Here is a 23790-nt window from a genome sequence, read left to right on the forward strand (position 1 = left end):
ACATGAGTATCTTGAGTATCAATGGAGTTCATAAAACCTACCAGAGCGGTCAAACCACCTTTCAAGCTCTGACGGATATACAAGTACAAGTGGAGAAGGGGGAAATTGTCGTTATTCTCGGTCCATCCGGTTCGGGAAAGTCCACCTTGTTAAATGCCATTGGAGGGATTGATTCAGTTGATTCTGGCAGTATTAAGGTCAATGAGAAGGATATCACTCAATTGAATGATCGGAACCTTGTGGGCTATAGACGTGACGACGTTGGGTTTGTCTTTCAAATGTATAATTTGATTCCGAATTTAACGGTCTATGAAAATATTGAGCTGACGGCGAATATCAGTCCGAAGGCATTGTCTATTTCTGAAGTGATTGATGCTGTGGGATTGTCAGGGATGGAGGATCGCTTTCCACGTGAATTAAGCGGCGGGCAACAGCAGCGTGTATCGATTGCACGTGCCGTCGTAAAGGCTCCGAAACTATTATTATGTGATGAGCCTACGGGAGCATTGGATTCAGTCACTTCGAAGGGAATTCTACAGCTGGTCGAGAAAGTAAACAAAGAATTTAACACAACAGTCCTCATCATTACGCATAATCAAGCGATTAGAAGCATGGCAAACAGGGTGATCACACTTAAGGACGGGAAGATTGAATCAGACTTTATCAATGAACATCAAACCTCTGCTGAAGGGGTTGAGTGGTAATGCCTCTTAGGAAGAAGCTCTTTCGGACTATTATGGAAAAGAAAGCACAGTTTTTCTCTGCTTGGTTTCTGATAGTCATCAGCTCGATTGTGTTTTACTCGTTTACCGCAACAGGAGCGAATCTCATTGATAATTTACAGGTGTTCTTTAAGGAGAATAAGGTGGAAGATGCTCAATTCATTACACAAAAGCCTTTGAACGATATCAAGGGAATTGAAAATCAGTATGGGGCAGAGATTGAACAGAGGTATGTAGCGGATGTTTCATACAACAAAGATGCGACTCTCCGATTGTTGGATGCGACGAATGATGTCAATCTCCTTTCTGTTGTTGAAGGGGAAAACCTGTCGGCAAATAGTGATATCTTAGTAGATAAAGGGTTTGCCAAAGCACATGAACTTTCGATTGGAGACGACGTCAAGCTCCGTGGGAAAACGTTTCATATTTCCGGGTATATGGCGATCCCTGATTACATCTATCCACTAAAAGAGGAATCGGGCTTTCTGAAAAACCCTGATGCATTCGGGGTAGCTGTCGTGAAACAATCTGTTTTGGAGAAGTGGGAAGAGCATCAGGTATACTATAGCGTTCGCCTTTCAGGAGCTTCTCTCGAAGAAGTGAAGAAGCAACTGAATAAATCGAATAACATCATAAAATGGACAGATAAAAAGGATAATAATCGAATTTCCTTTATCAAAGGAGATATTGCCGGTGTCAAAAAGATGGGACAATTTCTTCCGATTGGTATTCTGTTTATTAGTATGGTAATCATTCTCATATTATTGTGGCGTCTAATGAAAAAAGAATATGTTCAAATCGGAACATTGTATGCCCTTGGCTACAAAAAGAGCGAGATTGTCCGTCATTATCTTTCCTATGCAGGACTCCTTGCCGTCTCAGGAAGCGTAGTAGGTACGATCCTTGGCTGGGTGTTCTTGCATCCATTGCTATCAACGTTTGCTGCTTACTATAATCTTCCTGTATTAGAAGTGAAACCACACGAGGTATATTTACTTACGAGCTTATTATTACCACTGATTCTTTTCATCCCGTTAACCTATTACCTGGTTCAGCGTGTCTTGAAAATTCCACCTGTCAGTTTAATAAAAGGCGGGGAGAGGAAGGTGAAAGTAAGTAGACTGGAGCGGCTCTTTAAGCTGAAAAAGCTTCCTTTCCGCCGGAAGTTCGTGATCCGGGAAATCATGAGAAACCTTCCACGGGCAGTTTTTTTAATCATCGGTGTACTATTTGCTACATTATTATTGTTGTTCGGCTTCGTCACGAAGAACTCAATGGAATACCTGGTGACCGATAATTTTCAACAGGTGTATAACTATGAGTATAGCTATCTATTCTATGCTCCACAGACGGCCCCGCCTGAATCAGGACAAATCGGAGCTGTGGCCCCTTTTACGACAATGGAGGAGAGCATAACGATCACCGGCCTGAAGCCGGATAATACAGCCATTCGTTTGGAGGATTCCAACGGGGATAAACTAAGGTTCAATTCAGTCATCATGAATCAATCCCTTTCAGATAAGCTGGGTATTCATGTAGGAGATTCTATTCAAGTGACAAATGAATTGACAAACAAATCCTTTACTATCACCGTTGATCACATCGCAGAATCATATCTTGGAAATATGATCTATATGCCACTGGAGGAATTCAACCAATTAAATGATTATCCTTCAGGGAGCTACACAGAAATTTATTCGAACCAAGAACTCTCTGTGGCGAAAGAAAAGATCGTGTCTACAACAAAATCTTCAGATACGATTTCAGGATTTAAGGATATGATTAAACCGTTGAACTATGGGGTAGCAGGGATAGCATTCGTTGCCGCCATCATTGCTGTCATCATCATCTACATCTTAATCTCCTTATTGATTGAAGAGAATTCATTTACAATCTCCCTCATGAAGGTTATCGGCTATCGTGAGCATTCAATCATGAGGATGATGATCGGGTATAATATTTGGTTTATCATCTTAGGATATCTGATAGGCATTCCTGTGACACTCCTATCGATTTCGGCCTTTATGAATTCGATCACTGCAGAGATGAATGTGACGATTCCTGTAAAGTTGGATTGGCTGAGTGTCCTCATCAGTTTTGTCATGATCATCGTATCGTATTATATATCCTTGTGGCTGAATCATCGGAAACTAAAGGGGATTTCTATGACAGAGGCGATTAACCGGAGTACGGAATAGGTGACTCGTAGGTTGGTGAAAAACGTTATTTTATACTAAAAAGGTGTCGTTACCTTAGGAAGGTAGCGACACCTTTTCTGCGTTAGCCATCAAGCCCCTGACAAACCGGACAGTAGTACAATCTCCTTGAAGCTGCAACGGTCTTCTCGATTTCACTTCCGCAGATGAAGCAAGACTCTCCTTCCCGGTTGAAAACCCAGTGACGATATCGGGAGCGCTTCACTCCTTGGCCATGCAGTTTCTGTACAAGAGAGAGATCATTGGTGATACCGCCAGTCTCATACGATTGCTTCACTAAATCGATGATGCCAATAGCTGCCTTCTTCCATTGCTGCTCCGTGCAGTCTACCGGCCTGAGGGAAGGCAAAATATATATCCTCCACGGATTCATTTTTTAGAGCTCGCTCAACTGCATCTGCGGCTCGTCTGATTTCAGGACCTTCTGGCATGATACTATACTCCTTTTTAATATAGATGTTCCCCGTCCCGCTTTGATTTAATCTTTTAAACCGTTTATGTTTAGGTGAAAGATAAAAAGCCCAAGCATTATTACTTGGACTTTCCATTTTATAAAAAATTGTTTCAGCCATTATTCAATCGAAAATGTCTCCTTACTCAACAGATCCTCATGAGATTTCCCGATTTGATCTTGATGGAAGTAATCCCTGATGACCCCATCCTTTAAATAGTTGACGATTGAAACCATTGTCATACCTTGATCTAAAGCAAGGTAGGCTTGTGTAACCTCACCTGTTTCGACATTGACAGAATCCTTGAAACCATATTTACCGTACATATCGAAACGTTTCAATGCACGGATGTTTTTGAACGCTTCCATCGGGGCGTACTCTAGTGCCAGGAAAGTGGCGTGTGGAGTAACGGTACCATCTGATTTATAGCCATCCATACCTAAAGGTGTTGCTGCGAATTCAGAGTAATTATCCGGTGTAGCAGCCGGTGACATGCCCCAAGCGGCATAGCCTTGATCTTTGGCATATTGAATCTGGATATCCACATGACGCTTGTTGTTCAAGCCAAGTGCATTTTTTCCAAGTTCTTTTTCCTTCAGTACAAGCTGTGGCATCAGCGCTTCAAACATGCTTCCTCCCCAGCTTGGTACATATTTAGTACCCTTGTAGCTATAATGGCCTTCAAAAACATCCACCCCGTCATATGTTTCTGTATATCCCTCTGGAATTTGAGCCTGCCAATCCCAGCTTTCTGGCATGGTGCGGAACATTCTCCACCAATGTTCTTCCGGTACATCTTCTTTCCCAATCGCTATGTAACTTGCTACCCGTGGCTCTGTATAAAAGGCACCATAGTGATGAGCTGTGTAGCTCTCGGTTGCCACATCATACCCGCCTCTCATTTGTCCGACTTCAGGCGTGTAAAGAGTGGAGTAGTCCATATCTTCTACTAGTGAATGAGTTTGATCATACAGTTCCGGGTAGGCTTGTCCCACTACAATCAGACCGGCAGACAGCCATCCATTGTCCACAGTAGAAATGAATTGCCCCCAATCCTTCATCAGAGATGCATCCTCTGTGTAGTACCAGTTATAGAATAGTCCGTTCCATTTTTCCATGCTATCTAATGATTTCAGTGACTTTTCAATTTCAGTCACGGCTTCTTCTCGTGAGATCAAGCCAACTTCCTCAGCTGAAATAGTACTCATCATATACATAGAAATATTCGTTGGTGATGTGAATTTTTGGGTGCTGATTTCCCCGTTGTCCATTCGAACGGCATCATAAGTAAGACCTGTGGTAGGATCTGTGAAATCTTCAAAGTAGCGGTAGGTTTTCTTTGAAATCGCTTTTAATTGTTTCGATAAAGCAATCTCTTTTCCTCTGTCCTTGCCCTCAGCAGAAGCCGATGCAGGAAGGGTAGCACTAATGACTAATAATAAAATTAAAAGCAATGACATTAATTTTTTCACATTCTTCACGCCCTTTCGATTTGGTGAAACGTTTCGATTAAAAGTATACAAGAGGAAATTCTATACGTATATCACACAATAGTAACAATTATCTGAAAAATAAAGATGACACTACAACTATTAATTGTGAGTCTATTTGACTAATTATTAAGTGAGGAATGGGGTAAGAATTATAATGAAGCTGCCGCGGAGAGATACTTGATTTGATTTAATAGGATAGTGACCAAGTGTGTAGAAAGTTATAGGAATATAGTCGACAATGGTGAATGCGGGCGGAAATTAGAAATTAAAAAATGCAGGTAGAAAGGAACCATTTCCTCTCTACCTGCATTCCATTTATTCGATCATCCCAACGATTCTTTCGCAAATCTCATGGGTCATCAGTGAGTCATCGATGGAAGGATCAGGTGTTTTTCCTGTGTCTATGCAGTCGATGAAGTGATCGACGAGGTCATAGAATCCCCTTTTATACAAAGTCGGCTCCCAGTCACCAAATGTGGATATGCTGGTCTCCTTGTTGTGATGATGAGTTGTTTCAACCAGACTCTTTATCACATATTTATGATCACCAGCGGAGTATTCAATCGTTTCTTCCGTTACACCACCGTCCCTGTTCATGATACCCACGGCTGTACAATCTTCCCCAATGAGCTGAACGACGAGATGATGAAGGAGATCTCCTTTTTTAAGTGATTGAACTTGTACATCTTTTATCTCTGTATTCATCAGGAAGCGAAGGGTATCAACCACATGGATGAAATCCTCTACGATGAATCGTCGCGGATTGTCAGGTGCTCGGAATCGATTTTTTTGAATCAAAAGGAAGCTTGGTTTCCCGTGTTCTCTCAATTCCCTGACCTTTGGGATGAAGCGACGGTTGAATCCCACCATGGCGATCTTTCCGCTATCTTTGGCGAGCTGAACGATGCGTTCTGTTTGCTCGAAATTCAAAGAAATCGGCTTATCTATGTATACATGGATGCCATTTTTGAGGAGTTTTTCCGATATCTCAAAATGGGCCTCGGTAGCTGTACTCACGAAAGCCGCGTCAATGTTTGTGGCAATCAGTTCGTCGACGGTTTGAACGCTTTCTTTTATTCGATACTTGGTTACTAGTTTCTGCAGCGTCTCTGCATTTCTCGTACAAAGCGAAAGCTCGATGCCTTCTTTTTTAGAAAGAACAGGCAGGTAGGCTTTCTTCGCAATGTCACCTAATCCGATAAGTCCGATTTTCATATTTTTCACCTCATGGTTTTTATTTCATTATATGATTCTAGCATCATATTTCAATTTTATAGCTCAAAAGAAAACGAGAGGAACTTCAGCAAAACACGAACATTAAATAATTTGATTCTAATAAAATTCGTATATTTGTTGATATTCCAAGCTGGGTTTGTTATAGTAACAGCGTACCACAAATACATATCATTACTCGTATATTCTCGGTAATATGGTCTGAGCGTTTCTACCTGGTTCCCATTATAAGAACCAGACTACGAGTTGAAGTGTTCGGTTTTTCGGCATCTTTGTCGTTTCTTTGCCCTATTACCAATACTTTAACTTCTAAGGTCTGGAACGTAGAAATCCTTCTACTATTCTAGACCTTTTTCGTTTGACCAAACAACCGGAATTCATTCATCAAGAAAAGGGAGAGGTTCATATGAAAAAGAAAATCGCATCATTCACAGCGGTATCGGTATTGGCTTTATCCGTATTTACTGGCTGCAGTTCAACGAAACAAACGGAAGCGAAAGAAGAAGAGGCTCAGCAACCCATTATCATTCAGGGACCGATGCCTATTGAAGCTGAAAAATTCGCAGGGAAACTTAAAAATGTGAAGGAAGAAAAATCCGGCTCATTTATCTTCTATAAAGGGACACTTGATGATTACCCCGTGATTGTCGCTAAAACGGGTAAGGGAATGGAAAATACGGCAGCGGCTACGGCTATTGCCATTGAAAAATTCGATCCGATTGCAATCATCAATCAAGGGACATCCGGCGGACATGACCCGGCGTTAAATGTTTTTGATATCGTAATCGGTGAAAGAACCGTCAATCTTGGCTCTTTGAAAACAGGAAACATGACTGATGAGGAAGGAATCGATCCAACTGCCTGGAAGCCAATGGATTTGATGGCTTCAGAAGGAAGTGCCGGAGAAGATCCGGATGCTGAGAAAATTCGTTATTACGATGGGGACGAAGGTCTACTTGCCGCGGCAAATGCCGTTAAGGATACATATAAAAAAGGGGAAGTTGTCCAAGGAACAATCGGGTCTGCAGACGTTTGGAACAACGAAGTCGATCGTATTCAGTGGTTCCATGAGAATTACGGCACATCTGTAGAAGAGATGGAAGGTGCGGCAGCTGCACAAATCGCTGGTGCATATGATGTTCCATTCCTTGGGATTCGCGTATTGTCAAACAACAAGACGAATGACGGAGCATACAATCCAGATACGGCAGCTGCGAATCAAGGGTATGTGTATGAAGTGGTGAAAGAGTATATTTCCGAAATGGAATAATACATGTTGTTGAGACTGACTCCCGGTTTGATGGGGGTCAGTCTTTTTTATGACAAGTTTTATACATTCTGTTATAGAGAAGAACCTCCTATAACACTTCTGTAGTAGGATATCAGAATGGGTGAATTGATTTTCATCACAGGAGCATTTATTGGTTGGGTAAGAGGAAGAGAGGGGACTGGTTCATGAATCGGTCCCCTTGCTAATATTAACCCTCTCTATATGATACAATGGTCAAATGCAATTAACATTTTAACCTCACACGGAGATGATCATAATAGAGATGAAAAACTTTTTATATACGTATTCATGGGAACCGAACGAAGAGTTCTTATGTGCCTTGGAAAAACGATCGCTATTCGGGGACGATTCTGAATCTAGTATTATCCTGAGTCAGGTAGAAGTCGATCCGAGCAGAAGTCCATTCATCCGGGAGAGGCTGGAGATTGTCTGCGAAGGGCATGACTTTGAAGAATTGTTGAATGAAATACATCAACTTGAAGCAGTGGATGGATTCAAGGTCGTATTTGTACAGAATCCAGATGTTGATAGAGTAGGCTTCAAAAAACTCCGCCGAATCGAGAAGGAAGTGGGTCTGCACCTGAAAGGGGAGGCAGAGTTAGTCGACCCTCACATCTGGTTTGGTGTAGCGAAGACGAATGACCGTTGGGTGTTTGGGTATTATGTGAAAAATGAAGCGGTATGGTTGCACCATGTGAAGAAGCCCCACAGTTACTCCACTGCCCTAGGTACCCGGGTTGCAAGAGCCGTTGTCAATATAGCGGCACCGGAAACGGAAGGAATCAAAATGATTGATCCTTGTTGCGGAATCGGTACGGTCCTTGTGGAGGCATTATCTATGGGTATTGATATCGTCGGCAGTGACCGTAACCCATTGATCCTGGACGGGGTGAAAGAGAATATCGCACATTTCGGGTTAGAAGGGGAAGTGTCGCTGATGGACATTAATGACGTGACAAACAGCTATGACGTTGCTGTCATTGATCTTCCATATAATCTCTGTTCCGTCATAACAGATGACGAACAATTGGAAATGCTTCGCAGTGCAAGACGATTTGCTGATAAGGTCGTGATTGTAACCCTGGAAGATGTCGATGCGAATGTGGGGAAAGCGGGCTTCGATATTATCGATCGTTGTGAAGTGAGCAAGGGTAGATTTGTCCGGCAAGTACTGGTATGTAAGTAAGGAGTGTGGGAGCGGTTCCCACGCTCTTTTTTTGTGAGAGGAAGGGTGTTGAAAAGTGTGTAATGGAAGAAAAATTGAAATAAGGCAGATAAATCCCCAAAATGGCAGAATGGCAAATAAACGAACCTTTCCCCTCCCGTAGCATAGATCAACCAGGGACTTCCAGTAACAATCCCGCAAATCTCTGTTTTGAATGAAGATTTGCCCAAGGAATAGATGTTGTTATTTGTATAGGTCGTCCAACCAAGCGTGCGAAAAAAGCCCAGAGTCGAATGAACGTGCTCTGGGCTTTTTTTGTGTGATTTGAAAATAAGTCATTCAGAAACTAAAAGCTATGCGCCTAAGAATTTCTTTAGTGGCTTCCAGTAATTCTCCTGCCATCCTGTTCGTAAATGGTCCCCTTGTCCTTCAGGAAATCCAGTGTGGTCAAAAATAAGAAGGGTTTCATTTCCTTCCTGTTTCAATTCGAATTTTGCAATGGAATACATACCTGACTCCCAGTTTCCAGCTCGCCATGCCTGAACGATACGCTCGTTCTCAAGGAGTTCGATCATTCTTCCTTCAATCATTCCCCCGAAACAAGAGAAGGAACCCCCTGCTTCAGCTTGAATATCAGCAGGTGCATCTCCTGTCATCTTACTGAATTGCTTTGAATCGGTTAAAGCTTGATAAACTTTTTCTGGTGTTGTATTGAACTTGATTTCTTCATGAATGGTAGTAGTCATTTGTATTTCCTCCTATATATTTATGTTGTCACCCGACCAAGGATCTACTCCCAGGTCTTCGCCTTGCCCTAAACATTTTATTCGTTCCATGTAATGTGTCCAGCCTTTGTGGTTGGAAGGGACTTTCTCAACCGGAATATCATAATGATTCAGAACAAGCAAGGTTCCTTCATGTTGCGGGATAAGAAGGAATTCCACAGTCGTTGAGCCTGGGGGCATAATGTCTGAGTCCTTCCATCCCCAGGTCATGACGACCTTTTCGTTTTCGACGATTTCTGTGTACTCCCCGATGGCGACGTTCTCCCCGTTGATATCAATTCGGTATTTACCGCCGATTTTCGGTTCCAGTAATACGTTTCTGCCCATCCAACGATTCATCTTGTCAGGGTCGATAAAGAAGGAGAATAGAGTTTCTGGGCTGGATTCGATAAATATTTCTTTTCTAAGATTTTCAGTTGTCATGCTTTCTCCTTTCTTCCTCTTCTGCAGCTTCTTTCAAGCTTAGTAAGCTGTTGTCCCAGAATTGGTCGATGTATGTCTTTAATTCAGAAAAACCTTCCCTTCTGATTCGATAGTAGCGTTTCGTGCCAGCCTTTCTTACAACGACAAGGCCCGATTGCTCCAAAACTTTCAAGTGCTGTGATATGGCGGGCGCAGATAATTCGAAATTTCCTGCAATTTCACTTGAAGTAAGCTCCCGATCACGCAAATGCTCCAATATTTTTCGGCGTGTTGGTACAGATAACGAAGAAAATGCTTTTTCAATCATGTTATTAATTTAGCATGTGCTTAATTAAGTGTCAACTTAATTTCAGGTTCAGAAATGTAGGGATGTAAGCCGTTCAATTAGAAAACGGTTATCTTGCATGATGATTCCCAAAAGTACGGCACTAATCCGTTTCTAATTATTCTTTTCATTGGGTTTAGAAGACTTCCTATCAATACGCTGGTCCTGTATAGCTGAAAGAGGTATGTTCGACTGCCCTGAGCATGATTGATGTTTACAACATAAGGACGTGACCAGAATAGAAAGAAGAAAGAGCTCGGGAATCATATTCTTATCTTTTTTTTGCCGTTTTAAGAATATTTTTCTATTCTCAAAAAATAATATAATCAATTGGAAGCGTTTAGAGAGTGGGGGAAAGTCAGCGTTACCAAGGGTTTGAGTCGATGAAAGCGCTTGGCATTTTCTCCCTTATGACATTTGTCATGCCCAGCATATGACACCTACTACTAACACGATGATTTCGCTTATCCTATAATGAATTCAACGCCTTAAATGAAGGGAATAATGACATGACAAATATAAAAACGTTGAAAAAAGAAGTTGCTCCTTATGAAAAATCAACAAATAAAGAAAGTATATGGCAGATCGTAAATACGCTCGGACCATTCTTTCTATTGTGGTTCCTTGCGTATCAGAGTCTTTCGATATCGTACTGGCTTGCACTCGTTCCAATCGTGATAGCAGCAGGATTCTTGACCAGAATCTTCATTATCTTTCATGATTGCACCCATTTTTCTTTCTTTAAAAGCCGTAAAGCCAATCGGGCAGTCGGAACGGCCATGGGTGTACTGACACTGTTCCCATTCGATCAGTGGGGGCATGAACATGCGGTCCATCATGCGACTAGTGGAAACCTGGATAAGCGTGGAACAGGTGACATTTGGACTCTGACAGTTGAAGAGTATTTAGCAGCACCTTTCAAAACTCGTTTAGCGTATCGCTTTTACCGCAGTCCACTCGTTATGTTTGTGTTAGGACCGATTTACGTATTCCTTCTTAAAAATCGATTCAATCGTAAGAATGCCAGAAAGAAAGAACGTAATAACACGTATTTAGTTAATGTGATCATCGTGACGCTTATCGCACTTCTATCTGTTGCCCTTGGATGGCAGGAATTCCTTCTAGTGCAGGGATCCATCTTCATGATTTCCGGATCCATCGGGATTTGGTTGTTCTATGTGCAGCATACGTTTGAAGATTCTTATTTCGAAGAAGATAAAGAATGGCAGTATGTTTTGGCAGCTGTTGAGGGTAGCTCATTCTATAAGCTTCCAAAAATCATGCAGTTTTTGACAGGGAACATCGGGTATCACCATATCCACCATTTGAGTCCAAGAGTGCCGAACTATAAGCTGGAAGAAGCTCATATTAATTCGGAGCCATTACAAAACGTACCGACGATTTCTCTTGCAACCAGCTTGAAATCCCTACGATTCAAACTATGGGATGAAGATAACAAAACGTTTGTAAGCTTCAGAGGAGTCAAATCTAAAGCTAAATCTAAATCACGTATTTCTACAGAAGCCAAACCTGAATTATAATCTAAACCGACTCTCCTTATGAACGAACCATATAAGGGGAGTCTTTACTTGATACAGATGTAAAAGGAGAGAACCTACATGATCCGCATTGTAATTGCAGACGACCAGGAATTATTGTTAGGGACGATCGGCTCTCTACTCGACCTGGAAGAAGACATGGAAGTAGTGGGAATGGCTAAGAACAGAGAGCATGCCCTGGAACTCATCGAACAACGGCAACCCGACCTCTTCATCCTCGATATGGAGAATCTACTGAGGGACGGACCTCTAACAGATATAGGATGTCATTTGGTATTGTTCACGACATTCGCTAAAGAGGGATATTTGGAACAGGTTCAACAAATCGGTGCAAACGGGTACTTATTGAAAGACAGTCCGAGCGAGGAGTTAACGTCTTCGATTCGCAGGATCATGGAGGGAGCACAGGTATATTCTCCGAAGCTCATAGAGAAGAAGGAGTCGGTTTCCTATGAGATCCCTCATGCGCCGGGTACGATGAAGAAGAACTATTTTACGATGATTATGGATAAGATGAAGCATCCGACAGGGTGATACATGTGATTTTAGTCTGAACTTCAAAACGTTAGTTATTAACGTTTCGGGGATCAGGCTCTTTGTGTTATAAATAGGAATTGTATTACATATATGTATCTAAATGTTAAACTATAGAAAAAGAGCAATGAGAGGGGAGTTTATATGTATCCAGACGGTAATGTGATGTTCGACATCGCACCAATCTTTATTGGTGTGATCTTTGTGATCGTTATAGTAGCAATCATGTTTTCTGCTGCCAAAGGAGTAACGGAATGGAGTCAAAATAATCAATCACCAAAGCTTAATGTGGCTGCAAGGGTACTGGCTAAAAGGACGAATGTCAGAGGCGGAGGAGAAACGAGAGCTTACAGTGAATATTATGTTACCTTCGAAGTGGAAAGTGGTGACCGCATGGAGCTTAAGGTGAAGGATACTGAGTATGGAATGCTTGCGGAAGGGGACCAGGGAGAACTGTCCTTCCAAGGCTCGCGTTATCTTGGATTCATTCGGGGAAGAGCTGACGTACATATTCAATCATAAATGCGGGACCCTACTTGTAGGATCCCGCATTTCATTTACCATTCCTTCGGTTCGTAATCCAAATCTTGAAATAATCTGTTCTTTTCCTTCTTAGAAAGATCTCGCCACTGACCGACAGGAAGATTCCCTAATTGAATATTCATGATCCGTGTACGCTGTAGGCGATATACTTCATATCCAAGCACTTCGCACATACGACGGATCTGCCGATTCAACCCTTGAGTCAAGGTGATTTGGAAAACATATTTAGACACCTGTTCCACTTTACAAGGAAGTGTTTTCGTACCAAGGATTTTGACACCTTCTGACATCTGCTTTAAGAAATCGTCTGAAATCGGGCGGTCTACAGTCACCATGTACTCCTTCTCATGCTGATTTTCTGCACGGAGGATTTCATTGACGATATCCCCATCGTTCGTCATGAGGATCAAGCCATCTGACTCCTTGTCCAATCGTCCGATGTTAAAAATTCGCAACGGATGATTGACAAGATCCACGATATTACCCTTCACGCCTTTTTCAGTTGTACTCGTAATTCCAACCGGTTTATTTAAGGCGATATACACATTGTTTCTGGCAACTCTCACAGGGGCTCCGCTTACCAACACATCATCACCGGGATTCACCTGATCGCCAATATTGGCAACCTTCCCGTTGATCATGACCCGGCCTTCAGTGATTAATTTATCTGCACCTCGTCTGGATGCTTTTCCAGCTTCGCTTATATATTTATTAATTCGCATCGGTAACACAACCTTTATTTGATAATAACTATTCTAAGAATATCGGACTGGCTGTTTATTTTCAAGGGAATGTATGAGTACATAAATGGGCAATTATGGTTACTATCAAAGACTATAGATTGTTGTTTTCTAACATAAGAGCTATCAAGGCTCTGTCTATAAGTGAGTGCTATAGATGGTGAGGCTAAAATAGACCACTGCACACGTTGGAAAATGTATTTTCTCCACTTTTAAATAATTTAAGGGTACTTACTTAGTTGATTTCCTCTGCAGGTGCCCGACTCACGCCCCGCGGAAAGCGAGCACCTGCAGAGGAAATCACGACAACCTACGTTTAAAAATAGCCTTTACATTGACGCAACGTCAAGCTGTAAAGTAGTAATTATCAGGAGGTGAAATCATGGAATATACAGTGAAGAAGCTGGGGGAGATCGCTTCAGTGAGTACACGAACCCTTCGCTATTATGATGAAATCGGGCTTCTAAAGCCGGCTAGAACCAATTCTTCAGGATATAGGATCTATGGGCAGAAAGAAGTCGACCGCCTGCAGCAGCTCCTCTTTTACAAAGAATTAGGAGTAGGGCTGGATGAGATCAAGGCTATTCTCGATGATCCCTCCTTTGATGCAACGAAGGCTTTACAGGAGCATCGGGGGAAATTACTGGCTCGACGTGATCAACTCGATCAATTGATTAAGAATGTCGAAAAGACAATACATGTAAAGAAAGGGAGAATCACCATGTCAGATAAAGAAAAATTTGAGGGGTTCAAACAAAAGATGGTGGAGGATAATGAGAAAAAGTACGGAAAAGAAGTACGAGAAAAATATGGTGACACGGCAGCAGACCAATCCAAGGCTAACATGATGAACATGTCCAAGGATGAGTGGGTGCAGGTCACGAAACTGGAACAGGAAATCAAAGAAACCTTAGAGGAAGCATTCCAAACGGGTGATCCTTCAAGTATGGCAGCCCAAAAAGCAGCAGACCTCCATAGGCAATGGATTTCATTCCATTGGGGGCATTACAGCAAAGAAGCACATGCCGCCCTTGCCCAAATGTATGTAGATGATGAGCGATTTAAGGCTTATTATGATGCCGATCAAGACGGGGTAGCAGCATTTCTTAGAGATGCGATTAATATTTATACTGGAGAGAACAGGGAAGTGGAATAAACAAGAAGTTCTCTCTCCCTCCAAAAAGTGTTATGATATGAGGACGAACTTGAAAGAACGAACCTTAATATAATGGAGTGGAAAAATGAGTAAACCAAAGAAGAAGAGTGGAACAGGCCAAGGAACTGGAAAAAAAGGCTGGAATCGCTGGCAGGCCGGAGCCAATAAGAAGAAAAGCTACAAGCCTTATACAAGTAAAGGTGTAAAGCATGGTAGCAAGCAGGAAGATAATTAGTTATCAGTTAGTCCATTTCTTGTCTGGAATGGGCTTTTTTTTGTCCTTAAAACGAATGAAGCATTGGAATCGAATGAGAGAAGGGAAATGATCTCTTTCTATTTATTAAAATCTACCTTCTATTGAGGAGGACGCATATTATGAAGAAAGTTCTTAACAGTCTCATTTGATGCAAACAATTATTAAGAGAAACAGAGGTTTAAACTTGTTCACTTAATCATGAAAAGTCGAGATTAAAGCTTTTTGATCGGAAGAAGGAAAATTCAAATGAACCATTTTAGTTTCTTCCAATAGGGTTTAAAAATAAAATCAGAAAAAAGTTTGCTTTTTTTACGATTTCCTGTTATTCTAAGTAAGAATTATTTTTGTTCGGTCTGTAAGGAATGAAAGTATTTAAACTTTTCGCCTTTGATATCTAACTTGAGCAACGATAGTAATAAAACGTGGATTCAAGTCCACACAGGAGGATACACACATGCAAGAAGGTACAGTAAAATGGTTTAACGCAGAAAAAGGTTTCGGTTTCATCGAAATCGAAGGTGGAGAAGATGTATTCGTACATTTCTCAGCTATCCAAGGCGAAGGATTTAAATCTTTAGACGAAGGTCAAAAAGTTACATTTGACACTGAGCAAGGTCAACGTGGACTTCAAGCGACTAACGTAAACAAAGCGTAATAGCTTTTAAGGAAAGGACTCTCTCTGAGGGTCCTTTTTTTGATGCAAAAAAAGAGGTGCCGGAAGTTTGGCACCTCTCACCTACGTTAATGCGTACTTGATGATTCCTTGAAGATAAATGGAATCTTCCTTCTGAGTACATTCCCTGATTTTGATCTTTCCCTCTTTTTCTAATTCATGTGCAACTAACTTGATACCTTCAGCTTCTTCTTTCGATGCCATCGGAATTTCAATCGAAAAGAAATTTCCCCGGCTGGCCTGATTCAAACTTTTCAATAATCCCATTTTATTCATTGGGTCAACCCCTTTCGTTCTTACTTTCGACATATGAGGGGCTTTATCCTCTTATTAATCGAGAGTTTAAAGATAAATGAAGACAATTTGCTGAATTATGATGGATTACCGGAATGGATTTGCTTTTTCTCAGTTTATCTGTTATTCTAAAGAAGAATTATTTTTGTTCGGTATGTAAGGAAAGAATAAGTGTTCAACTTTTCACCTTTAATATCTAATTGAGCAACTATAGTAATAAATCGTGGATTCAAATCCACACAGGAGGATACACACATGCAAGAAGGTACAGTAAAATGGTTTAACGCAGAAAAAGGATTCGGTTTCATCGAAATCGAAGGCGGAGAAGACGTATTCGTACATTTCTCAGCTATCCAAGGCGAAGGATTCAAATCTTTAGACGAAGGTCAAAAAGTTACATTTGACACTGAGCAAGGTCAACGTGGACTTCAAGCGACTAACGTAAACAAAGCGTAATAGCTTTTTGAAAGGACTCTCTCAGAGGGTCCTTTTTTTATTGGTGGAGGGAAATGATTCTTGAGGTAGGGGAAGTTTCTGCTAGATGCTCAAGGTCATAAGAAAAACCTACCAAAAAGGCAAAGAGCACCTGTCGGGTAGGTTTATCCTTATACTTGTCGCCTCCACTTTAAAATATAAAAAGGGACCGACAAAGTTTGTCGGTCCCGGAGACAACATGTTACAAGTTAAAATGGTTAAGTAAAGCATAACACACTATTGGATGAATACCTAAAGAAATTTGAAAAGAATTTTGAAAGCTGCTTTTCTGTAGAATAATAACCACACTTTCCTATGAGAATAAGAAAAAAACGACAAAATAAATGAGGTATTGAAATGAATGGTACATTTAAGGATTATCAATTAAGCGAAGATATTGTAAGAGCTCTTTCTGGTTTAGGGTATGAGGCTCCGACTGAGGTTCAGTCCAAGGTGCTGCCGCTTACCCTCGAGAAAAAAGATCTTGTAGTACGATCACAAACAGGGAGTGGAAAGACGGCTTCTTTCGGGATTCCGATCTGTGAGATGGTGTCATGGGAAGAGAATAAGCCGCAAGCGCTAGTGCTGACGCCAACCCGAGAACTTGCTGTGCAGGTGAAAGAAGACATCACGAACATCGGAAGATATAAGCGAATCAAAGCGGCGGCTGTTTACGGCAAATCACCTTTTCATCGTCAAAAGCTTGAGCTAAAGCAGAAAAATCATGTAGTAGTGGGTACGCCGGGGCGTGTACTTGATCATATCGAAAAGGGAACCTTTCCGCTCGATAAGGTGGAGTATTTAATTATTGATGAAGCTGATGAGATGCTGAACATGGGCTTTATTGATCAGGTGGAAGCAATTATACAGGAGTTACCAATTGAGCGAGTGACCTTAACATTCTCTGCTACTTTACCCGAGGACGTTGAAACACTCTGTCATAAATATATGAAGAAACCTGTTCACATTGAAATTAAAGCGACGGGTATCACGACAGATAAGATCGATCATTCTTTGATCGAAGTGAGAGAAGAAGATAAGCATGCTCTTCTAAAGAACGTAACCACTGTAGAGAATCCTGATAGCTGCATCATTTTTTGCAGAACGAAGGAAAATGTGGACACATTATGTGGAGAGCTGGACCGTTCCGGATATCCTGTTGATAAGATCCATGGCGGGATGATCCAGGAAGCCCGTTTTGAAGTGATGGACGATTTTAAGCGGGCAGAGTTCCGATATCTTGTGGCAACTGATGTAGCAGCCCGTGGAATTGATATTGAGAACATCACTCATGTCATCAATTATGATATTCCAATGGAGAAAGAAAGCTATGTTCACCGCACCGGGAGAACGGGACGTGCAGGTCAGGCAGGGAAAGCGATCACTTTCTGCACACCGTATGAAGAGAAATTCCGTGTAGAGATTGAAGAGTATATAGGATTTAGAATTCCAAGGCTAGATGCACCATCAGATGAAGCTGTCTCCAATGCAAAAGCTGATTTCCTGCAGAAGTTGGAAGAGGAACCAGATTTCAAATCAGATAAAAGCGAACAGTTGAATCGTGACATCATGAAACTCTATTTCAATGGCGGGAAGAAAAAGAAAATCCGTGCAGTAGATTTCGTCGGTACGATTGCGAAAATTGATGGAGTGACGGCTGACGATATCGGCATCATCTCGATCGAGGAGAACCTTTCGTATGTGGAGATGCTGAATGGTAAAGGACCATTAGTCTTACAAGCAATGAAGAGTACCACGGTAAAAGGAAAAATGCTTAAAGTACATGAAGCGAGAAAGTAGGGTGGAAATGCCTTTTGTTTAAGAGGACGTTCTTTTGTATGCGGCATCCGTGTAATGGATTCGGTGTTCAAACGAACGATGAACAATTTAGTACCGGTGAAGACAGCGAAGTGATTCCAATTCGCTGTCTTTTTTTATCATTGAGACTTCTTTCGTGAGGATTTAAACAATGATAAGAAGAATGGTGGATCTGGTAGGGATGGTAATGTGTTCTTTTTAAGTAAGGAGTCATTTAACGGCGAAATCCTAATTTTATCGGCGAAATATTCAATATAACGGCGAAATCCAGATTTTAACGGCGAAATATTAAATATATCGGCGAAACTACCCCATAACTGAGAACAAGATAACATAAGGATCAGAGTTTCGGAGCACGCCTTCTACAGCAGCACGGAAATCTTCGACCGCTTTCTTCCGCCATTTGGCCTCTGAAGGATAAAACAACGAATTGGTCACCTTACAAGAAGGAATGAAAACGAAACTTTATGACATTATTTCCTCAATTGAATCTTTATCCACAGATAGTAAGAGGTTGACTGGATCCATGTCCACACTGAAGAATAAGCATTTGACCAATGATCAAAATATTTCTGAAATTGCTTCAGCCATAGAACAGGTGGCTGCGACGTTCCAGCAAATCGGAGCGACTGTCGAGAACGTTTACCATAGAGCGGAGCATTTAAATGAACTTGGGCTGACTAGATAAGGAGAGTAGCGAATCGATGTGGATTCGCTGCTTTTTTTGTTGATTATATCGTGAAAATTTAGGATTCAGTGTGAATCAATGCATTAGAGCATTCGAGGATAGGCTAGAGACGGATCTTGTTGTCTGTTCCTGTGGTTCGCTTGGGTATGTTGTCCGTTTATCGGCGAAATTCCAATTTTATCGGCGGAATTTTCAATATAACGGCGATATCCAAATTTTAACGGCGAAATTTCAAATATATCGGCGAAACCGCCCTATCCCGTGTTAGCAATGGTCCAATAGATCATAAACAGATAAGTTAACCACTGAATTCGACTATCCTTGAGATAATGACCAATCAGGAAGTCAAAAAAAGAAGCAAACCGGGATTTACCGCGGTTTGCTTCAGGATCTAACGATGATCTTTAACCGACCGCCTCACAACCAACTCAGTCGTTAATTTATAATAAGGATCGACTTCTTCTTTCGCGAGCTTCTGAAAGATAAGGTGTACGGCTAGTGCGCCTGCTTCGTATTTTGGCTGCCTCATGGTGGTGAGGGGAGGAGAGACGTACTCTGCCAGTTGAATATCATCGAATCCGATAATGGAGATATCATCTGGCACCCTGATATTTTTCTCGGATAGAGCTTGTAATCCGCCTATGGCCATTTCATCGTTTGCATAAAAGATTGCTTGGGGGATATCCTGCTGGGCAATGAGCATTTTGGTTGCTTTGTATCCGCCCTCACGGGTGAAACCACCGGAGGTTTTCCACTTTGAACGATAGAGAATATCGTGTTTTTCCAGTGCTTGTTTAAAGCCTTGGAAGCGCAGTTCATTATCGTGTGAGTTATAGGGACCACTGATATAAGCGATATCCTTGTGTCCGTTTTCGATTAGGTGTTCAGTAGCCATGAAAGCTCCTTGCACATTGTCCACTTCAACCTGTAAGACGTAGTCGTGTTGGAGGTCCCGATCGAGTACGACAATCGGGAAGCCTTCACGGACCGATTCAAGGATCGTTTCGTCGGATATGTTGTGGGCGAGGATAATGACGCCGTCTACCCGTTTTTCTTTCAAGAACTTGATAGCGGTGGATTGTGTCCCGCCAATCGAGCTGCACGCGATGAGGTCGTAGCCGTTAGTGGAGGTCACGTCCTGGACACCCTTGATCAACTCTGAATAATAAGGACCTGATAAGTCGCTCAGGATCAAAGCGATCGTATTTGTGCTCGTGCGTTTCAAATCGGATGCGAGCCCGTTTTTTTGATAATTCAATTGTTTTGCTGCATCCAATACTTTCTTTCTTGTTTCTTCGCTTACTTTGGTGCTGTTATTTAAAGCGTAGGAGGCCGTTGAAACGGCGACTCCGGACAGCTTTGCCACATCTTTGATTGTTGCCATTTAGTCACATCCTATTATTTCTAGACGACTGAAGTTTTTACATATGTGTGTATTTCACATGTTACTCGTTAAGTCCATTATACATTCTACATGAGGTTAATCACACTTAGTGTAAACCTTATTTGATTCCCGACATTGTAAAGCCTTCGACAATGTACTTTTGGAAAAAGGAGAAGATGATGATGATTGGAACGACCATGAAGGCAGCTCCTGCCATCTGTAATCCAAAGTTATTTGCATACTGCCCCTGAAGAAGGGATAGCCCTACTGAAAGTGTATACAGGCTTTCATCGTTGGCGATGATTAATGGCCATAAGAAGCTATTCCATGCTCCGATAAAGGTAAGGATTCCTTGTACGGCAAAGATTGGCTTGGCGATTGGGACAATTAACTTAAAGAAGATATAGAATTCCCCGGCTCCATCTAGGCGTGCTGCTTCAAGCAGGTCAGTTGGGATGGTCGTCATGAACTGTCTGAACAGGAAGATGCTAAATGCCGCCGCAAGACCGGGCAGGATGATTCCTGCCATCGTATTAGTCAATCCCATTTCGTTCAAGATCAGGTAAACGGGAATCATTGTGACTTGTGCAGGGATCATCATGGTCGCAAGCACGATGTAGAAGATTTTTTCTTTTCCTTTGAAATTAAATTTGGCAAAGCCATAACCAGCCATGGCATTGAAGAATAATCCCATGAATGAGAATAAGACAATGATAATCGTATTTCGTAAATAGACTCCGAAGTTCATGCTTTCAAATAAGTTGAAATAATTTTCAAGTGTTGGACTCTCAGGAAATATGGTCGGTGGTATTTGCATTACTTCACTTTCAGGCTTGAATGAGCTTGATATCATCCAAATGAAGGGGATCGAGACGATGATCCCGCCAAGAATCATTAAGAGGATGACAAATGTCTTTTCAGTTTTTTGTTTCATCGTTTTAGCTTTCATGGATTCAGCCCCGATACTAAGAGATTTTCAGACTTAATATTCTGTATCAGATTTTCTAAGCTTGAATTGGAATAGTGTAATGAGAATGATAAAGATAAATAAGATAAAGGAACCTGCTGCCGCATAACCAAATTCACTGAATTGGAAGCCTTTTTGGTAGATAAACAGGGCCATGGAAACAGTACCGTCCAGTGGACCTCCGTTCGTCATGACGAATGGCTCTTCGAAGAACTGCAGCCAGCCGATCAAGGTTGTGACGGTCACGAAGAAAGTCGCGTACCTAAGTAAAGGAATCGTGACGTTAAATAGTACTTGCCATCTGTTGGCACCATCCATTTCAGCTGCTTCATAATAAGACTTTGGAATCCCCTGTAAGGCAGCGAGAAAGATGATCATATTGATTCCGATACCCTTCCATACAGCTAAAACAATCAACGATAGCTTAGCGATCGTTGGCTCTCCTAACCAAGGAATCTTCTCTACATCCAGGAGTGACAGGAGGTAGTTGAATAAGCCGTACTCGGTGTTATACAAAAAACCCCACACAACAGCGACTGCAATGATATTTGTAATGGAGGGCATGTAGTAAACGCTTCGAAATACCTTAAAGATTGAGCTTGTCCCATAGTTGAGCAATAACGCAATCCCTAATGAGAATAGGATAACGAGAGGAACCCCAATCACAACATAAAATAAAGTATTAAGAATCGACTTATGAAACAATTCATCAGATATCAGTTTTGAATAGTTTTCTAACCCGATAAAGTTGATATTCGACCAATCTGCCAGGCCTTTTAAATCGAGATCGGTGAAACTGATAAAGAATGCAACGATAATCGGAATGATACTGAAGACAGCTAATATGATAACCGCAGGAGCTATAAACACATATGGATGTTTATTGTTCGTAATCCTTTTGAATCCATTGCCCATGATATCCCACCTAACTAAAACGCCCCTACCTCAGATTCTAAAAATGGAGCTCAGGCATTCGCCTGGAACTCCATCCTTCCATCCTATGACTTCCACTGAGAAGCGTTTGTTTCATTAATTTAGTTTAAACGTTATTCTTCCACGATTTCTTTCGCTTTTTTGTTGAAGGTTTTTAATTCTTTGTCTAAGTCAGCTCCACCAACGGTAACTTTTTCGATTGTTGAAAGGAATTCCTGTGCAATTTTCTCGAACTCTTTGATTTGAGGAGAAGCTTTCGTCGATTTCAGCTGTTCACCAAATACTGATAATAGTGGATCGTCCTTTAATTTAGGCTCTTCCCATGCTTCTTTTCGTGAAGGAAGTGTATTCGACATTTCCAGCCAATCCATTTGTGTATCCACTTCATTCACGAAAGAGATGAACTTAAGTGACTCATCTACATTCTCTGAATTATGGAAGATAGAGAAGTTTGCTCCACCCATGCTTGATGTATTTTTTTCTTTCTTCGGCATAACGGCCGCTGACCATTTGTCCTTAAGGTCAGGAGCTTGATCATTAATGATATTGATCATCCAAGGACCACTGAAGAACATCGGTTTCACACCGTTCTTAAAGGCTTGAACGATATCCATCCCTTCAGTCGTAGGACTGATTCCTTCTTTAAAGTAGCTTGTGTAATACTCCATCGCCTCTTTAAATTCCGGGCTATCGAAATTCATTTTATCTTTACCTTCAAATTCGTATCCATTTTGCCAAGCGAAAATAAATGGTGTGATTTGATCGTTGCGGTCAATATCAAGACCATAAACGTCATCGCCTCTGTCATTTAACTTCTTCGCAGCATCTTTCATTTCATCCCAGGTAGCGGGAGCCTGATCGTACCCGACTTCTTTTAGTAAATCGGTACGATAGTATAATACGCGAGTATCAATGTACCAGGGAATTCCGACGATTTGATCATCATATGTCATAGAGTCTGCGGAACCTGCGAAATAATTCTCAGGTTTGAAATCCGGATAGTCCTCTAGGTAAGGAGTCAAGTCAAGCAATGCTCCTGCATCAGCGAATTCCGGTACCCAAGTCGTTCCTAATTGAAGAACATCAGGACCATTTTTAGAAGCTACGGCAGTCAACAGCTTGTCATGAGCTGTTTCCCAAGGAATCGCTTGTACTTTTACATCAATATCTTTATTCTCTTTTTCGAATTGATCAGCAAGTTTACTCAGTTTTTTACCTTCTTCACCCATTGCCCATACAGTGATCGTTTTCTTGCCATCTTCTGAATCCCCTCCGCCACCGCAGCCTGCAAGTACAGCTGAAAGCGTCAGAATACAGATCAAAAGAAGAGCGAATGTTTTCTTTTTCATGCCTTCATCTCCATTTCTATTAGTTTGTAACACTATTAAAAAATTGAATCAGGGGTGATAAGAGTTCTTCTCTTAAGAGGAGATATCTTATCAAGTGTTATTGAAACGTTTCGATGACTATATTATAATCAAAGGTGTATCCGCTTTCAATACTTTTCTGAAAAATACTACAATTTTAAGATTCATACCATATTATCCCTACAGTATTCGAGGGTTAAGTGTTGTAATATCAATGTTTAATGGAGAATGAAAGGGTATAGATATATAGTTGACTGTCTTTCTATTTACCTTTATACTTTTCATCAATTGTTAATCGA

General features: G+C 41.4%; 25 protein-coding genes and 1 riboswitch. Of the genes, 13 read left to right on the plus strand and 12 right to left on the minus strand.

Annotated elements, in window-relative coordinates; genetic code table 11:
- Positions 1-2: 2 nt before the first annotated feature.
- Positions 3-704: an ABC transporter ATP-binding protein gene (locus FGG79_RS14670; protein ID WP_138779586.1), complete on the plus strand. Its 702-nt coding sequence runs from the start codon at positions 3-5 to the stop codon at positions 702-704.
- On the plus strand, positions 704-2920 hold the full coding sequence (locus tag FGG79_RS14675; protein ID WP_138779588.1) for an ABC transporter permease: 2217 nt from the start codon (positions 704-706) through the stop codon (positions 2918-2920). The genes FGG79_RS14670 and FGG79_RS14675 overlap by 1 nt, the downstream gene beginning before the upstream one ends.
- A gap of 82 nt (positions 2921-3002) precedes the next feature.
- Here the strand turns inward: FGG79_RS14675 and FGG79_RS22170 are convergent, their stop codons facing one another.
- The 3 genes from FGG79_RS22170 to FGG79_RS14690 all read right to left on the minus strand — a co-directional run bounded on the left by FGG79_RS22170 (position 3003) and on the right by FGG79_RS14690 (position 6098).
- Positions 3003-3287: a zinc finger domain-containing protein gene (locus tag FGG79_RS22170; RefSeq protein WP_240794293.1), complete on the minus strand. Its 285-nt coding sequence runs from the start codon at positions 3285-3287 to the stop codon at positions 3003-3005.
- Between the two features lie 222 nt (positions 3288-3509).
- A complete protein-coding gene (locus FGG79_RS14685) occupies positions 3510-4862 on the minus strand; it encodes a glucoamylase family protein (RefSeq protein ID WP_240794294.1) in 1353 nt (450 codons plus the stop codon).
- A 336-nt stretch (positions 4863-5198) separates the two neighbouring features.
- Entirely contained in the window at positions 5199-6098 is a 900-nt protein-coding gene (locus tag FGG79_RS14690; protein ID WP_138779592.1) for a Gfo/Idh/MocA family protein, read from the minus strand.
- A gap of 176 nt (positions 6099-6274) precedes the next feature.
- Positions 6275-6378: riboswitch (purine riboswitch) on the plus strand.
- 144 nt (positions 6379-6522) lie between these two features.
- Here FGG79_RS14690 and FGG79_RS14695 point away from each other — a divergent pair.
- Together FGG79_RS14695 and FGG79_RS14700 are read left to right on the plus strand one after the other, a co-directional pair.
- Positions 6523-7386 carry a 5'-methylthioadenosine/S-adenosylhomocysteine nucleosidase gene (locus FGG79_RS14695; protein ID WP_138779594.1) on the plus strand — a complete coding sequence of 288 codons (864 nt, stop codon included), beginning with the start codon at positions 6523-6525 and terminating at the stop codon, positions 7384-7386.
- 283 nt (positions 7387-7669) lie between these two features.
- Positions 7670-8593: a TRM11 family SAM-dependent methyltransferase gene (locus FGG79_RS14700; protein WP_240794295.1), complete on the plus strand. Its 924-nt coding sequence runs from the start codon at positions 7670-7672 to the stop codon at positions 8591-8593.
- A 332-nt stretch (positions 8594-8925) separates the two neighbouring features.
- On the opposite strand, the gene FGG79_RS14705 is transcribed toward FGG79_RS14700, so the two are convergent.
- Genes FGG79_RS14705 through FGG79_RS14715 form a run of 3 tightly spaced genes read right to left on the minus strand, consistent with a single transcriptional unit; the run spans position 8926 to position 10087 of the window.
- On the minus strand, positions 8926-9318 hold the full coding sequence (locus tag FGG79_RS14705) for an SRPBCC family protein (protein WP_138779598.1): 393 nt from the start codon (positions 9316-9318) through the stop codon (positions 8926-8928).
- 12 nt (positions 9319-9330) lie between these two features.
- Entirely contained in the window at positions 9331-9780 is a 450-nt protein-coding gene (locus FGG79_RS14710; protein WP_138779599.1) for an SRPBCC family protein, read from the minus strand.
- Positions 9770-10087 (minus strand): ArsR/SmtB family transcription factor, encoded by a 318-nt coding sequence (locus FGG79_RS14715; RefSeq protein ID WP_138779601.1) that lies wholly within the window; start codon positions 10085-10087, stop codon positions 9770-9772. Before FGG79_RS14715 ends, FGG79_RS14710 begins: the two co-directional genes overlap by 11 nt.
- 527 nt (positions 10088-10614) lie before the next feature.
- On the opposite strand from FGG79_RS14715, the gene desA reads away from it, so the two are divergent.
- From desA to FGG79_RS14730, 3 genes are all read left to right on the plus strand, one after another.
- Positions 10615-11646, plus strand: a complete 1032-nt coding sequence (gene desA / locus FGG79_RS14720; protein ID WP_138779603.1) for a Delta(5) desaturase DesA — start codon at positions 10615-10617, stop codon at positions 11644-11646.
- A 78-nt stretch (positions 11647-11724) separates the two neighbouring features.
- Positions 11725-12198 (plus strand): response regulator, encoded by a 474-nt coding sequence (locus FGG79_RS14725; RefSeq protein WP_138779605.1) that lies wholly within the window; start codon positions 11725-11727, stop codon positions 12196-12198.
- A gap of 144 nt (positions 12199-12342) precedes the next feature.
- Entirely contained in the window at positions 12343-12720 is a 378-nt protein-coding gene (locus FGG79_RS14730; protein WP_138779607.1) for a DUF2500 domain-containing protein, read from the plus strand.
- A 35-nt stretch (positions 12721-12755) separates the two neighbouring features.
- Here the strand turns inward: FGG79_RS14730 and rluF are convergent, their stop codons facing one another.
- The gene (gene rluF / locus FGG79_RS14735) at positions 12756-13463 is read right to left on the minus strand and encodes a 23S rRNA pseudouridine(2604) synthase RluF (protein WP_138779608.1); all 708 of its coding nucleotides are present in this window, start codon (positions 13461-13463) and stop codon (positions 12756-12758) included.
- Positions 13464-13863: 400 nt separating this feature from the next.
- On the opposite strand from rluF, the gene FGG79_RS14740 reads away from it, so the two are divergent.
- The 3 genes from FGG79_RS14740 to FGG79_RS14750 all read left to right on the plus strand — a co-directional run bounded on the left by FGG79_RS14740 (position 13864) and on the right by FGG79_RS14750 (position 15548).
- On the plus strand, positions 13864-14637 hold the full coding sequence (locus FGG79_RS14740) for a MerR family transcriptional regulator (RefSeq protein WP_138779610.1): 774 nt from the start codon (positions 13864-13866) through the stop codon (positions 14635-14637).
- Between the two features lie 85 nt (positions 14638-14722).
- Positions 14723-14872, plus strand: coding sequence for a DUF3934 family protein (locus FGG79_RS14745; protein ID WP_138779612.1), 150 nt, complete (start codon positions 14723-14725; stop codon positions 14870-14872).
- Between the two features lie 475 nt (positions 14873-15347).
- Entirely contained in the window at positions 15348-15548 is a 201-nt protein-coding gene (locus tag FGG79_RS14750) for a cold-shock protein (protein WP_060671790.1), read from the plus strand.
- A gap of 81 nt (positions 15549-15629) precedes the next feature.
- Here the strand turns inward: FGG79_RS14750 and FGG79_RS14755 are convergent, their stop codons facing one another.
- Positions 15630-15842, minus strand: coding sequence for a hypothetical protein (locus FGG79_RS14755; RefSeq protein WP_171050951.1), 213 nt, complete (start codon positions 15840-15842; stop codon positions 15630-15632).
- Between the two features lie 273 nt (positions 15843-16115).
- Here FGG79_RS14755 and FGG79_RS14760 point away from each other — a divergent pair, with 273 nt between their 5' ends.
- The 3 genes from FGG79_RS14760 to FGG79_RS14770 all read left to right on the plus strand — a co-directional run bounded on the left by FGG79_RS14760 (position 16116) and on the right by FGG79_RS14770 (position 18840).
- Positions 16116-16316 (plus strand): cold-shock protein, encoded by a 201-nt coding sequence (locus FGG79_RS14760; protein ID WP_060671790.1) that lies wholly within the window; start codon positions 16116-16118, stop codon positions 16314-16316.
- Between the two features lie 375 nt (positions 16317-16691).
- Entirely contained in the window at positions 16692-18134 is a 1443-nt protein-coding gene (locus FGG79_RS14765; protein ID WP_138779616.1) for a DEAD/DEAH box helicase, read from the plus strand.
- A gap of 448 nt (positions 18135-18582) precedes the next feature.
- Complete coding sequence (locus tag FGG79_RS14770) at positions 18583-18840, plus strand: hypothetical protein (RefSeq protein WP_171050952.1); 258 nt, start codon at positions 18583-18585, stop codon at positions 18838-18840.
- 391 nt (positions 18841-19231) lie between these two features.
- Here FGG79_RS14770 and FGG79_RS14775 read toward each other — a convergent pair whose 3' ends face one another.
- From FGG79_RS14775 to FGG79_RS14790, 4 genes are all read right to left on the minus strand, one after another.
- Positions 19232-20224 carry a LacI family DNA-binding transcriptional regulator gene (locus FGG79_RS14775; protein ID WP_138779620.1) on the minus strand — a complete coding sequence of 331 codons (993 nt, stop codon included), beginning with the start codon at positions 20222-20224 and terminating at the stop codon, positions 19232-19234.
- Positions 20225-20342: 118 nt separating this feature from the next.
- On the minus strand, positions 20343-21173 hold the full coding sequence (locus tag FGG79_RS14780) for a carbohydrate ABC transporter permease (RefSeq protein ID WP_138779622.1): 831 nt from the start codon (positions 21171-21173) through the stop codon (positions 20343-20345).
- 33 nt (positions 21174-21206) lie between these two features.
- Complete coding sequence (locus tag FGG79_RS14785) at positions 21207-22106, minus strand: carbohydrate ABC transporter permease (protein ID WP_138779624.1); 900 nt, start codon at positions 22104-22106, stop codon at positions 21207-21209.
- A gap of 131 nt (positions 22107-22237) precedes the next feature.
- Complete coding sequence (locus FGG79_RS14790; protein ID WP_138779626.1) at positions 22238-23473, minus strand: sugar ABC transporter substrate-binding protein; 1236 nt, start codon at positions 23471-23473, stop codon at positions 22238-22240.
- Positions 23474-23790 lie beyond the last annotated feature (317 nt).

Origin of the sequence: Bacillus sp. BHET2 (assembly GCF_005938125.1) — a bacterium.
Classification (GTDB): domain Bacteria; phylum Bacillota; class Bacilli; order Bacillales; family Bacillaceae_B; genus Rossellomorea.